This window comes from Rhodococcus sp. NPDC076796, from assembly GCF_040702765.1.
In the GTDB taxonomy this organism is placed as follows: domain Bacteria; phylum Actinomycetota; class Actinomycetes; order Mycobacteriales; family Mycobacteriaceae; genus Rhodococcoides.
On the sequence record NZ_JBFBMS010000002.1, the window covers coordinates 804,467 to 817,950 of the forward strand.

A 13,484-nucleotide genomic window follows, 5' to 3' on the forward strand; every position below is an offset into this window, starting at 1 on the left:
TCCCGTGTCGGTCAGGGCAGTACGGACTCTTTCGCCGCGTAGACGGCCTCGGTGGCGTCTTTCTGCGGTCGCCACCACTGTTCGTTGTCGCGATACCAGTCGATGGTGGCTTTCAGGCCGGCGCGGAAGTCGACATAGGTTGGCGTCCAACCCAATTCGGTACGCAGCTTGGTCGAGTCGATGGCATAGCGCAGGTCGTGGCCGGGGCGGTCGGTGACGAAATCGAAGGCGTCGGGTGCGTTGCCGGTTTCCTCGAGGATCGCTTCGAGGACGGTGCGATTGTTCGCCTCGCCATCGGCTCCGATGAGGTAGGTCTCGCCGATGCGGCCGCCGTCGATGATGGCCCAGACGGCGCTGTTGTGATCGTCGACGTGGATCCAGTCGCGCACATTCTGACCTGCCCCGTAGAGCTTGGGGCGGGAGCCGCTGAGGATGTTGGTGATCTGACGCGGGATGAACTTCTCAACGTGCTGGTACGGGCCGTAGTTGTTCGAGCAGTTCGAGATGGTGGACCGGACGCCGAACGAGCGGGTCCAGGCACGCACCAGCAGATCACTCGAGGCCTTGGTCGACGAGTACGGGCTCGACGGGTTGTACGGGGTCGATTCGGTGAACCGCGCCGGGTCGTCGAGTTCGAGATCGCCGTAGACCTCGTCGGTGGAGATGTGGTGGTAGCGGACGTCGTGTTCGCGGACCGCGTTGAGCAGGGTGGTGGTGCCGATGACGTTGGTGTGTACGAACGGCCACGGGTCGGTCAACGAGTTGTCGTTGTGAGATTCGGCGGCGAAGTGCACGACCAGATCCGTCTCGCGCACGAGGCGGTCGACGAGGTCGGCGTCGGCGATGTCTCCGTGGACGAAGTCGATGCGATCGGCCACCGGGTCGAGGGAGGCCTTGTTGCCTGCGTAGGTGAGCTTGTCGAGCACGGTGACCTGGGAGTCGGGGCGCTGCGCGAGGGTCTGATGTACGAAGTTCGCGCCGATGAACCCGGCCCCACCCGTGACGAGAATTCTCATGAACAGGCACTTTACCGGCGGAGGCTCGTGCGGGCTGTTCATGTCTTGGTCCACAGGCCACTCCGGTGAGGGTGTCGCTACACGGGATGCTCCACTCGACGCCCCAGCGGGGAGGTTCCCGGCGATGAGACCTTCGAGTGGAGTGAAAGTTGCCCTTCGAATCCCGTACGCGTTGGAACAGCACAACCGAGCGGGTGATCGGAGGGTCTGGAAGACTTCGCGGTCATGCGGGGAATCATTCTGGCGGGCGGCACGGGCTCGCGTCTTCATCCGATCACGATGGGCGTCAGCAAGCAGCTGGTCCCGGTCTACGACAAACCGATGATCTACTACCCGCTCTCGACACTGATCCTGGCCGGGATCCGCGAGATCCTCATCATCACCACACCCCAGGACGCAGACCAATTCACCCGCCTGCTCGGCGACGGCTCCCAATTCGGCATCGAACTGACCTACAAAGTCCAACACGAGCCGAACGGCCTCGCCCAAGCGTTCGTGTTGGGGGCCGAGCACATCGGCACCGACTCCGCGGCATTGGTGTTGGGCGACAACATCTTCTACGGCCCCGGCCTGGGCACCCAACTGTCCCGCTTCGACACCATCGACGGCGGAGCAGTATTCGCGTACGAGGTCTCCGACCCCACCGCCTACGGCGTCATCGAATTCGATGCGAACCGGAAAGCCATCTCCCTCGAAGAAAAACCTGCCGTCCCGAAATCGAACTACGCCGTCCCGGGCCTGTACTTCTACGACAACGACGTCATCGCCATCGCCCGCGACCTCGAGCCGTCCGCGCGCGGGGAGTACGAGATCACCGACGTCAACCGTCACTACCTCGAGGCCGGCCGCCTCCAAGTCGAAGTCCTGCCGCGCGGTACTGCCTGGCTCGACACCGGCACCTTCGACTCCCTCCTCGACGCCTCCAACTACGTCCGGACCATCGAGCAACGCCAAGGATTGAAAATCGGGTCCCCCGAAGAGGTGGCGTGGCGACGCGGATTCATCACCGACGACGAACTGCGCGTCCGCGCGGAGACACTCGTCAAGTCCGGGTACGGCCGCTACCTGCTGGATCTGATCGACCGAGGGAACCGATGACCTTTCGTGAGCTGAGCATCGCCGGTGCCTACGAGTACACCCCACGTCAGTTCGGTGACGACCGCGGTGTGTTCTTCGAATGGTTCAAAGCCAGCCTCTTCGAGGAGACGACCGGGCGGTCGTTGGACCTGCTGCAGGCGAACTGCTCGGTCTCCGCCGCCGGGGTGCTGCGCGGGATTCACTTCACCAGCAACCCGCCCGGGCAGGCGAAATACGTCACCTGCGCCCGCGGAGCCTTCCTGGATGTGATCGTCGATCTGCGGGTCGGGTCACCGACGTTCGGGCAGTGGGAGTCGGTTCTGATCGACGACATCGACCGCAAAGCAGTCTTTCTCTCCGAAGGCCTCGGCCACGCCATCCTCTCCCTCGAGGACAACTCGACCGTGATGTACCTGTGCAGCCTCGAGTACACCCCGGCCCTGGACCGCGACATCAACCCCCTCGACCCGGCCCTGGGCATCGACTGGCCCACCACCGCCCGCGACGGATCGGCGTTGACCTATGAACTCTCCGACAAAGACAAAGCCGCCCCCACCCTCGCCCAAGCCCTCGAACGCGGAGACCTGCCGGACTTTTCGTGAGCGGCGGGACGAGGCGGCGACGCCGGATCGGGCAAACGCGCTCGCATTCGTCAGGCGCGCGCAGAATCGCCCCTGACCGCTGACGAGAATGCGCGCGTTCAGCAAGTGCGCGCGCGTTTGCGAAACCCTGGGGCGAACCCGCGTTTGCGAACCCAGGGGGCCAACCCCGAGGCTCAGCGAATCTTGAAGATCACGAATCGCTGAACGAGGAAGTTGATGACCGTCGCCGTGCCCTGCGCGATGACGAAGGCCACGTTGGCGTACCAGAAGCCGTCGGGAAGAGCCTGGTAGAGCCAGGTGTAGATGCCGACCTGGACGGCGAAGGTGACGCCGTACAGCGCGACGACGGCGAAGAACCTGGCCCGTGACGGAGCCGCATTGAACGTCCAGCGGCGGTTGATCAGATAGGCCGTCGTCGTTCCGAGTACGAAGCCGATGGCCTTGGCCAGCGTCACACCGACGCCGAACACGAAATGCAGGATCAGGTTGACGCCCTGGTCGACGATCGCCGACAGCACACCCGTCGCCAGGAACCGCAGCACCTGCGTCTTGAGATCGAGGGCCGCGTCGGCGATGTTCTCGGTCAGCGGCAGCTCGACGGGCAGCGGGACGTGATGCTGCAACTCTTCGTCCTGGGGCGACCAGTCGTCGTCCGTCGAGCCTTCTTCTGCGGAGCGGTCGGGGGTGGACACGAGGACTGACACTAGCCGCTGCTGCGGTGCGGGTACCCTCTTGAGCGATGTCCACGACAGCCGACGACGCACTCTTCCCCCTGGAACCACAGGCAGGGAACACTGCGCCGCTACCCACGCAGACCCGCACAATCTCCGGATTCGGCCGCACCGCGCGCTCGACCGGGGAGGTGCTCGCCACCTCCGACCCCGAGCTCATCGCGAACGCGGTCAAGCAGGTCGCCGAGCAGAACGACTCCAAGCCGTCCTACCTGCGACGCGGTGTCATCCCTCGCGGCCTCGGCCGCTCGTACGGTGACAACGCGCAGAACTCCGGCGGCCTCGTCATCGACATGACGGCACTCAACCGCATCTACAGCATCGACACGTCGACGCGCATCGTAGATCTCGACGGTGGCGTCAGCCTCGACCAGCTGATGCGGGCGGCGTTGCCGTTCGGACTGTGGGTACCGGTGCTGCCGGGTACGCGCCAGGTCACGATCGGTGGTGCCATCGGCTGCGACATCCACGGCAAGAACCATCACAGCGCGGGTAGCTTCGGCAACCACGTCCGCTCGATGGAACTGCTCACCGCGGACGGTCAGATCCGCCACCTGACGCCGTCGGGCAAGAACGCCAAACTCTTCTGGGCGACGGTCGGCGGCAACGGCCTGACCGGCATCATCCTGCGCGCGACGATCGAGATGACGCCGACGGAAACGGCCTATTTCATCAACGACGGCATCCGTACCGAGAGCCTCGACGAGACCGTCGCCGCTCACCAGGACGGAACCGAAGACAATTACACGTACTCGAGCGCGTGGTTCGACGTCATGAGCGGCCCGCCCAAGCTCGGCCGCGCGACGATCACTCGCGGCTCGCTGGCAAAGTTCGACGAACTTCCCGCGAAGCTGCAGAAGGATCCACTCAAGTTCGACGCACCTCAGCTGTTGACAGTGCCGGACGTCTTTCCGATCAGCGGCTTGAACAAGCTGTCGATGAGCATGATCGGCGAGGCCTACTACCGCATGGGGGGCAACTACACCGGCAAGGTGCAGAACCTCACGCAGTTCTACCACCCACTCGACCTCGTCGGTGAGTGGAACAGAGGCTACGGCCCCAAGGGATTTCTGCAGTATCAGTTCCTCGTTCCGACCGAGGCGCTCGAAGAGTTCAAGGACATCATCCGGTTCATCCAGCGTTCGGGCCAGTACTCGGCACTGAACGTCTTCAAGCTGTTCGGGCCGGGAAACAAAGCGCCGCTGAGCTTTCCGATGGCCGGTTGGAACGTCGCGATGGACTTCCCGATCAAGGCAGGTCTCAACGAGATGGTCCGCGAGCTCGACAAGCGGGTTCTCGAATTCGGTGGCCGTCTCTACACCGCGAAGGACTCGCGCACCGACGCCGAGACCTTCCACTCGATGTACCCGCGAATCGACGAATGGATCAAGGTTCGCCGATCCGTTGACCCCACAGGCGTTTTCGCCTCCGATATGGCAAGAAGGTTGGAACTGCTGTGACGATAGATGCCGTCGGTAACCCTCAGACGATTCTGGTTCTGGGTGGCACCAGCGAGATCGGTCTCGCGATCACCGAGGAGTACCTGTCGAAGTCACCGGCACGTGTCATCCTCGCCGCGCTGCCGAACGATCCGCTTCGCGAGAGCGCCGTCGCACAGCTGACGGCCAAGGGCGCGAAGGCCGTCGACGTCATCGACTTCGACGCACTCGACACCGCCTCGCATCCCAAGGTGATCGACGCCGCGTGGGCCAAGGGTGACGTCGACGTCGCCATCGTCGCCTTCGCCGTCGACTTCGATGCCGAGCAGCTCTGGCAGGACCAGCGCAAGGCCGTACTCGCCGCGAACATCAACTACACCGCCTCCGTCTCGGTCGGCGTGCTGCTGGGCGAGAAGATGAAGGCGCAGGCCTACGGCCGCATCATCGTCATGTCCTCGGTGGCAGGCGAGCGGGTACGTCGCTCCAACTTCGTCTACGGCTCCACCAAGGCCGGACTCGACGGGTTCTACCTCGGACTCGGAGAAGCGCTGCGCGAGTTCGGACCTCGGGTCACCGTCGTTCGCCCGGGCATGGTGCGCACCAAGTTCAGCGCGCACGTCAAGGAAGCCCCGATGACGGTCGACAAGGAGGTCATCGCGAAGCTCGCGGTGAACGCGTCGCGCAAGGGCACCCCGCTCATCTGGACTCCCGCTCCGTGGCGTCTGGTGATGATGGTGCTGCGGCACGTACCGCGGCCGATCTTCCGCAAGCTGCCCATCTGATTTCGATGACAATCGGGGTTGCACCGGCTCGCAGAACCGCCTCTGCCGTCGGCGAGATCGCTGCCGGTGTTCTTGTCGCAGTCGTGGTGGCGACGGTCGGGTTGTACGCTTTCTCACTGGTTCAGTGGCCTGCGTTCAACTCGTCCAACGTCACTCGCGCCATCACGACGCTCGGCCAGGTGGTTGCCGCTGCACTGTTCGCCGCGTCGATCTACCTGTACCGGATTCACAAGTGGCCGTGGATCGCTCGGCTCGCGGCGTGGGTCGGGCTGAGCGGATTCGTCACCGTCACCCTCGGGATGCCGCTGGCTGCAACCAAGCTCTACCTGTTCGGCATCTCCGTCGACCAGGAGTTTCGTACCGAATACCTGACGCGGCTGACGGACTCGGCGTCGTTGCGCGACATGACCTATGCCGATATCCCGCCGTTCTACCCGGCCGGCTGGTTCTGGCTGGGCGGACGCGTCGGCAACCTGCTGGGCATGGACGGCTGGGAAGTGTTCAAGCCCTACGCAATCGGGCTGCTCGCCGTCACCGCTGTCGTGTCGTTCGTGCTGTGGAAGGCCCTCATCCGAGCCGACTGGGCCGTCGCCGTCAGCGCCGTCACCACCGCACTCGTCGTCGCCCACGCCTCCCCCGAGGCATACAGCGCCGTGATCGTGATGCTCTTCGCTCCGGCACTCGTCCTCGCGTGGGGTGCGCTGCACCGAAGCGCATCGGGCGGGTGGGGAGCAGTGGTCGGCACCGGACTCTTCCTCGGCCTGGCCGCGACGTTCTACACCCTGTATCTCGGTTTGGCGGCGTTCACCGTCGTACTGATGGCACTCTTCGCCGCGGTCCTCGCCTATCGCGAGCGAAAGTCCTGGAAAGTACTGGTTCCCATCGCGATCAAGGTCGCCGCGATCGCTGCCATTTCGGGCCTCATCGCCGCGACCGTGTGGCTGCCGTACCTCGTCGATTTCCTGCGCGGCGCACCGTCCACTTCCGGCACGGCATTGCATTACCTGCCCGAAGCCGGTGCGACGCTTCCCTTCCCGATGTTCGAGTTCTCCCTGATGGGCGTGCTGTGCCTCATCGGCACAGTGTGGGTTGCGGTGCGGTTCTCGTCCTCACGCCGAGCGCAGGCACTCGGCGTCGGCGTCGTATCGATCTACCTGTGGACTCTGCTGTCCATGGCCGCGACGGCGGCGGGCACCACCCTGCTCTCGTTCCGTCTCGAAGCCGTGCTGATCGTATTACTGGGCAGCGCAGGCGTTTTCGGCTTCCTCGAAGGCAGCCACGCGATCTATCAGGCCATCAATGAGCCCCCGAAGTTCCGTATCGCGGCTGTCGTCGTAGCGGCCATCGGTGCCATGACCTACGCGCAGAACATCCCCCAGGTACTGCAGACCGAGATCACCGTCGCGTACTCCGACACCGACGGTGACGGCACCCGCGCCGACATGCGTCCACCGAGCGCGGTCTCGTACTACCGCGAGGTCGACGCCGCCCTGACCGAACAGACCCAGCGTCCGCGGGACGAGACCGTCGTACTGACCGCAGACACGTCTTTCCTCAGCTACTACCCGTACTTCGGCTTCCAGGGACTGACCTCGCACTACGCCAACCCACTGGCGCAGTTCGATCAGCGGGCCGAGGCCATCGAGCAGTGGACCGAGCTCGAGACGCCCGATCAGTTGGTGGACGCGCTGAATACCAGCCAGTGGCGTGCGCCCGACGCCTTCCTGTTCCGCCGCGGTGCCGACGGCTACACCCTGCGCCTGGCCGAGGACGTCTACCCGAACGACCCCAACGTGCGGCGCTACACCGTCACCTTCCCTCAGTCGTTGTTCGAGGATCCCCGCTTCACCGTGACCGACATCGGACCCTTCGCGCTGGTGGTGCGCACGAGTTGAACGTGCCGTCAGTCGTCGACCGCATTACCTCGGTTATTTGTGTGAGTTCGAAATTCCCGCGGTGAGCGTCCGGTCCATCGCGTGAACGCATGCGAGAAACTGGCGACGTCGCTGTAGCCGAGTTCGGCGGCGATCTCCCCTACCGTCACCGAACTGTCGAGCAGACGCACGGTCGCGCGCTCCTGAAGGAACGCCTGGCGCAGCGCACGGAACGTGGTTCCCTCGTTGCCGAGTTTCCGTTTGAGGGTACTGGTCGAGATGACCATTTTCCGCGCACAGTGCGCACAGTTCGTGCAGTCGCGGTCGGTGTCGAACAGCGCGCGCACGGTGTCCGTGTACGACTTCGTACGACGGCCGTCGACAGCCTTCTTCAGTTCCGCGATCCCGAGTTGATACGACAACGAATCGGAGAACCGGCATGCCTCGGCGAGGATGGCCGCAGGCACGAAGACGAACGGTGACGGCGCATCGAAGACGATGCTCCGGATCTCGTCGTCGTCGAGCGTATCCCGCTCCGGGGCCGGGATATCGAGGTGAAGTTCGACCGCGTGCGCGGAGCCGGCGAGCATGCCGATCAAACGAAGAAGGCACGAACCGCCGTACGCGACAGCAATGCTGTCGAGCCCGTCGTCCCCCGTGCGCCCGGCGAGTCCGATGGTCAACCCTCGATCGGTGTGGTGGATGTGCACGGCGAGAGCCGTGGAGATCAGAGGGAGGAACTCGAGCAACTCGACCATCTCTGCCACCGATCCGGCACTGATCAGCGGAAGACTGAGTCGGCCGAACGACGTGGGCTGCACGTATCGCGCGAACGTCGCGCCGAGCCGGAACCCCTGTTGGCGGTCGAGGTCCGGGTACACCTCCCGAAACCACCGCAGCGGCACCTGGCCGTCGCGGGTGACCAGCTCCGTCATGCTGACGCCGTCACGTATCAAGATGCGTCGGAACGCCGCGTCGGCCCGCTCGCCCAGCGCGCCGCTGCCGAGCAGCTGTGCGAAGGCAAGCGGGGGCACTCCGGACTCCACGACTCCCACGTGAGCCAAATTAACAACAAAACGACGCGTTCGAGCCTGGTTCGGGAACCCCGTCGCAGAGAGACTTGGAACACAGTTACTCAGCGAGGAGAACACCATGGCCGACGTCACCTTTGTCACGCACGACGGCGAGAAGCACGAGGCACCGCTGACCGAGGGCACATCCCTGATGCAGATCGCCGTCGACAACGCCATCCCGGGTATCGACGGGGACTGCGGCGGCGAAGCAGCCTGCGGAACCTGTCACGTCGTTGTCGACAGCGCATGGAGCGACGTCGTCGGCACCAACGACGAGGTCGAGGAAGACATGCTCGCCATGAACCCCGAGCGTGAACCGACATCTCGGCTGTCGTGCCAGATGACCGCGCGCGAATCCTGGGACGGCTTGACCGTTCGCGTTCCCGAATTCCAGATCTGACCTGCGGACCGGAGGAGAGAGCTATGAGTATCGCCGACACCGTCGCGACCACCGCGAGATCCGTCATCCCGATGGAACTGCAGATCCGCGGCGCGCACCTCTACGACAAGACGCGCCGGATCGTGACCCGCACCGACGGCCAGGTCATGTTCACCGAGACCCCCATACCGCCCGTCGACGACGTCGATCTCGCCGATATCGACCTGAGTAACCCGTTTCTGTACCGCCAGGGGCTCTGGAAGTCGTACTTCGAGCGCGTCCGCAACGAAGCGCCGGTGCACTTCCAGCCGAACAGCCCGTTCGGGCCGTTCTGGTCGGTCACCCGGCATGCCGACATCATCGCCGTCGACAAGAACCACAAGGTGTTCTCGGCGGAGCCGTTCATCATCATCGGCAAGCCTCCGCGCTTCATGGATATCGCCATGTTCATCGCGATGGACCCCCCGCGTCACGACTCTCAGCGCGCCGCGGTCCAAGGGGTGGTGGCCCCGAAAAATCTCCGCGAGATGGAGGACCTGATCCGGTCCCGGGTTCAGGAAGTCCTCGACGACCTTCCCGTGAACCAGCCGTTCGATTGGGTTCGCACGGTGTCCGTCGAACTCACGGCACGGATGCTGGCGACGTTGCTCGATTTCCCGTACGAGCAGCGACACAAGCTCGTCGAGTGGTCGGACCTGGCGACGGCAATGGAACAGACGAACGGTGGCCCCTCGGACAACGACGAGGTGTTCGGTGCCATGGTCGACGCGGCCAAGGGGCTGAGCGCTCTCTGGCACGACAAGGCCGCTCGGAAAGCAGCAGGAGAAGAGCCCGGCTTCGACCTGATCTCGTTGCTGCAAGCCAACGACGACACGAAGGACCTCATCGACCGGCCGCTGGAGTTCCTGGGAAATCTCACCCTGCTCATCGTCGGCGGTAACGACACCACACGTAACTCGATGAGCGGTGGAGTGTTGGCGCTCAACGAGTTTCCCGATCAGTTCGAGAAGCTCAAGGCGAATCCTGATCTCGTGCCCGGCATGGTGTCGGAGATCATCCGCTGGCAGACCCCGCTGGCCTACATGCGCAGGATCGCGAAGGAAGACACCATCCTGAACGGCCAGTTCATCCGCAAGGGCGACAAGGTGGTCATGTGGTACGCCTCCGGCAACCGCGACGAGCGCGTGTTCGATCGGCCGGACGACTTCGTCATCGACCGCAAGAACGCCCGCAACCACATCGCGTTCGGGTTCGGCGTGCACCGGTGCATGGGCAACAGGCTCGCCGAGATGCAACTCCGAATCCTCTGGGAAGAACTCCTGGTTCGCTTCGAGAACATCGAGGTGGTCGGTGAACCCGAATACGTTCAATCGAACTTCGTGCGGGGTATCGCAAAGGTGATGGTCACGCTTACCCCGAAAGTGCAGGCGCAGTGACGACCGATCGTGCGGTGATCATCGGCGCCAGCCACGCCGGCGCTCAGCTCGCCGCACATCTGCGGCGCGAAAAGTGGTCCGGGGATGTCGTTCTCATCGGTGACGAGGGGACATTGCCCTACCAACGTCCCCCGTTGTCGAAGGCCTATCTGGCCGGCACCTCCACATTGGAGGCTCTGGCAATCCGCGGTGCGGACTTTTACGACAAGCAGAACATCGAGCTGGTCGATGGTTCGGTGAGCAGCATCGATCGTGAGGCTCGCACGGTCACGTTCGATACCGGAGTCACGCAGTCGTACAGCAAGCTCGCCCTGTGCACCGGTGCGCGAACTCGCCGATTGGCAACTCCTGGAGCAGATTTGGCGGGCATCCACTACCTGCGCACCGCCGCCGACTCCGCATCGCTACGCTCGGCCGCGACGCCGGGCACACGGGTAGTCGTCGTCGGCGGCGGTTACATCGGTTTGGAAACGGCAGCGTCCCTCCGGGCATCGGGTCTCGATGTCACCGTCGTCGAGGCCGCGGAGCGTGTTCTGGAACGCGTCACCGCGCCGGTGGTCTCGGAGTTCTTCACCCGAATCCACCGCGAGGCGGGCGTAGAGATTCGAACGCAGGCCCTCGTGGAGGAGTTCCGCGGAGACAGCCACGTGCGCGAGGTCGTGCTGGCCGGCGGAGACACGCTACCGGCAGATCTGGTCGTCATCGGCGTGGGCATCGTGCCCAACACCGAGCTCGCCGAATCGGCAGGAATCACCGTCGAGAACGGAATCGTCATCGACGATCGAGCACGCACCAACGATCCCGACATCGTCGCCGCCGGTGACTGCGCCTTCTTCGAGGTTCCACGCTACTCCCGACGCGTTCGCCTCGAATGCGTCTCCGCTGCAATCGAACACGCGAAGGTGGCGGCATCGACCATGACCGGAGGGTCCGCCACCATCACCGCGCTTCCGTGGTTCTGGTCCGACCAGTACGACCTCAAGCTTCAGATCGCCGGCCTCAACACCGGATACGACGAGGTCGTCATCAACGGCGACCCGGAGCGCGATCGCGACTTCACCTGCTACTACCTCCGCAGCGGCCAACTCATCGCCGCAGACTGCATCAACCGTCCGCGCGATTTCATGAACAGCAAGAAGAAGATCGCCGAGCATTGCACAGTCGAACTCGCCGAATTGGTCGGATAGGAACTCGACGACCGCCACCACCACCTCGCTGGGAGCCAGCGATCCTCACCGTGTGACCCAGGTCGTTCGAGTTTTCGCCCACCGTGATCTTTCTGTAACCTCGACGCGATGACCACCCACGACCAGAGAGTTCTCGAGCGGCAGCCGACAACGGCACCGGCTCGGCACTCCGGCGTCGGACGTGGTGACGTCGTTGCGGCGGTCGGGTTCCTTGTCGCTGCGGTCTACGTCCTGCAGGGTCAATGGCGCAATCTGGGTGGCGGCTACCTCTACAACAGCGGCCAGGACCAGACGATGTGGGAGTGGTTCTTTTCCGTCGCCGCTCATTCGGTTGCTTCACTGAGCAACCCGTTGGCCAGTGACCTGCAGAATTACCCGCTCGGGGTCAATCTGATGGCGAACACGGCGATGTTCGGCATCTCCATTCCGCTGGCCCCCATCACGTTGCTTTTCGGACCCACGGTGACCTGGGCAATTGCCCTCACCATCGGCCTCGCCGGCACATCGTTCGCGTGGTACTGGCTGTTCTCCCGCCAGCTCAATGCGTCCAAGGGTGCCGCGGCCATGGGCGGTGCACTGTGCGGCTTCGCCCCCGGCGCGATCTCGCACGCCAACGGCCACCCCAACTTCGTGGTGCTGTTCCTGCTCCCCGTCATCGCGATGCTGGTCACCCGCATCGCACGCGGCGGCGGAACCACCAAGAACACCGTCGGACTCGGCCTGATCGTCGCGCTGCAGATCCTGCTCGGCGAAGAACCGCTGCTGATTTTCGCGATGTCGTTCGGCATCTTCGCCGTCGTCTACTACGTGTCGCGCCCGCGTTCGCTGTGGCCCGCCGTCCGCAACGCCGTTCCCCGACTCGCAGTGTCGGCCGGTATCGCGTTGACGCTCGTGGCGTTTCCGCTGTGGTGGCAGTTCTTCGGCCCGCAGTCGTACTCGTTCCTCGAACACGGGCCGATGGGCAACGACGCCAAAGCGCTGTTCCAGTTCCCGACGCAATCCCTCGGCGGCGAGGCGACGCCGGGGCAGAACGTCCGTATCAACGCCACCGAGGAGAACGCGTACTTCGGCTGGCCGCTGCTGGTGCTGTGCCTGATTGCAGCGGTGTGGATGTGGCGAGTCGCGTGTGCCCGTGCCGCCGCGGCCACCGCGATCGTCATGAGCGTGCTCTCGCTCGGCGCAACGCTGGTGATCGGCAAGAACGACACCGGCATCACGCTGCCGTGGACGAAGCTCGCCGAGTACCCCCTCGTCGAATCCGTGCTCGAGACCCGCTTCGCGTTGGGCGCGGTGCCTGCCCTGGCCCTGCTGCTCGTTCTGGCCACCGATCGAACGTTCCGCAACGGACTACGTCCGCTGCCTGCGTTCTGGATCGCCGGACTCGCCCTCGCGCTCGTACCCCTGATCCCGACGCCGCTGGTCACCGTCGACAAGTCTCCGACCCCGCAGTTCTTCGCCGACGGTGAGTGGAAGAACTACGTCGACGACGGTTCCGTCGTCACCGTTCCCCTTCCGCGACCCGAGGACGCCCGCCCGCTGCGCTGGCAGATGGACGCCGACATGGGCTTCAAGCTCGCCGCCGGATACTTCGTCGGGCCGAGCGACAAGGAAGACAAGGTCGCCAAGTACGGAGCCGTCGACCGGCCCACCGCACTGCTGCTCGGCTCGGTCTACGACTCGGGCAGCGTCCCCGAGATCACCGCGGATCAGCGCAGTCAGGCAGCGCAGGACATGGCTTTCTGGGAGGCCGACGTGGTGGTGCTGCCGCCGAGCAAGAACACCATCGCACTGCGCACCACCGTCACCGACCTCGTCGGTGTCGAGCCTCGATACACCGGCGGCGTGTGGGTGTGGGATGTGCGGACGCTCGTCCCATAGCATCGTCGGC

The 13,484-nt window shown here is 64.3% G+C and carries 12 protein-coding genes; 9 read left to right on the top strand and 3 right to left on the bottom strand.

Annotated elements, in window-relative coordinates:
- Window positions 1-11 precede the first annotated feature (11 nt).
- Entirely contained in the window at window positions 12-1,016 is a 1,005-nt protein-coding gene (rfbB, locus tag AB0366_RS09115) for a dTDP-glucose 4,6-dehydratase (protein ID WP_366243562.1), read from the bottom strand.
- A 225-nt stretch (window positions 1,017-1,241) separates the two neighbouring features.
- On the opposite strand from rfbB, the gene rfbA reads away from it, so the two are divergent.
- Complete coding sequence (gene rfbA / locus AB0366_RS09120) at window positions 1,242-2,114, top strand: glucose-1-phosphate thymidylyltransferase RfbA (RefSeq protein WP_366243563.1); 873 nt, start codon at window positions 1,242-1,244, stop codon at window positions 2,112-2,114.
- Complete coding sequence (rfbC, locus tag AB0366_RS09125) at window positions 2,111-2,695, top strand: dTDP-4-dehydrorhamnose 3,5-epimerase (RefSeq protein ID WP_366243564.1); 585 nt, start codon at window positions 2,111-2,113, stop codon at window positions 2,693-2,695. The genes rfbA and rfbC overlap by 4 nt, the downstream gene beginning before the upstream one ends.
- Before the next feature lie 173 nt (window positions 2,696-2,868).
- Here the strand turns inward: rfbC and AB0366_RS09130 are convergent, their stop codons facing one another.
- Window positions 2,869-3,318, bottom strand: a complete 450-nt coding sequence (locus AB0366_RS09130; RefSeq protein ID WP_230596179.1) for a GtrA family protein — start codon at window positions 3,316-3,318, stop codon at window positions 2,869-2,871.
- A 116-nt stretch (window positions 3,319-3,434) separates the two neighbouring features.
- Between AB0366_RS09130 and AB0366_RS09135 the strand changes: the two genes are divergently transcribed.
- From AB0366_RS09135 to AB0366_RS09145, 3 genes are read left to right on the top strand one after another with little or no spacing between them, the layout of a single operon-like run.
- A complete protein-coding gene (locus tag AB0366_RS09135) occupies window positions 3,435-4,886 on the top strand; it encodes an FAD-binding oxidoreductase (protein WP_366243565.1) in 1,452 nt (483 codons plus the stop codon).
- Complete coding sequence (locus AB0366_RS09140; protein WP_121871831.1) at window positions 4,883-5,647, top strand: decaprenylphospho-beta-D-erythro-pentofuranosid-2-ulose 2-reductase; 765 nt, start codon at window positions 4,883-4,885, stop codon at window positions 5,645-5,647. Before AB0366_RS09135 ends, AB0366_RS09140 begins: the two co-directional genes overlap by 4 nt.
- A gap of 5 nt (window positions 5,648-5,652) precedes the next feature.
- On the top strand, window positions 5,653-7,542 hold the full coding sequence (locus AB0366_RS09145; protein WP_366243566.1) for a galactan 5-O-arabinofuranosyltransferase: 1,890 nt from the start codon (window positions 5,653-5,655) through the stop codon (window positions 7,540-7,542).
- Between the two features lie 8 nt (window positions 7,543-7,550).
- On the opposite strand, the gene AB0366_RS09150 is transcribed toward AB0366_RS09145, so the two are convergent.
- Window positions 7,551-8,576, bottom strand: coding sequence for a helix-turn-helix domain-containing protein (locus AB0366_RS09150; RefSeq protein ID WP_366243567.1), 1,026 nt, complete (start codon window positions 8,574-8,576; stop codon window positions 7,551-7,553).
- 97 nt (window positions 8,577-8,673) lie between these two features.
- Between AB0366_RS09150 and AB0366_RS09155 the strand changes: the two genes are divergently transcribed.
- From AB0366_RS09155 to AB0366_RS09170, 4 genes are all read left to right on the top strand, one after another.
- Window positions 8,674-8,994 (top strand): 2Fe-2S iron-sulfur cluster-binding protein, encoded by a 321-nt coding sequence (locus AB0366_RS09155; protein WP_121871829.1) that lies wholly within the window; start codon window positions 8,674-8,676, stop codon window positions 8,992-8,994.
- 23 nt (window positions 8,995-9,017) lie between these two features.
- Entirely contained in the window at window positions 9,018-10,409 is a 1,392-nt protein-coding gene (locus AB0366_RS09160; RefSeq protein WP_366243568.1) for a cytochrome P450, read from the top strand.
- Window positions 10,406-11,596: an FAD-dependent oxidoreductase gene (locus AB0366_RS09165; RefSeq protein ID WP_366243569.1), complete on the top strand. Its 1,191-nt coding sequence runs from the start codon at window positions 10,406-10,408 to the stop codon at window positions 11,594-11,596. The genes AB0366_RS09160 and AB0366_RS09165 overlap by 4 nt, the downstream gene beginning before the upstream one ends.
- Before the next feature lie 108 nt (window positions 11,597-11,704).
- Window positions 11,705-13,474: a glycosyl transferase gene (locus AB0366_RS09170; RefSeq protein ID WP_366243570.1), complete on the top strand. Its 1,770-nt coding sequence runs from the start codon at window positions 11,705-11,707 to the stop codon at window positions 13,472-13,474.
- Window positions 13,475-13,484: the final 10 nt, after the last annotated feature.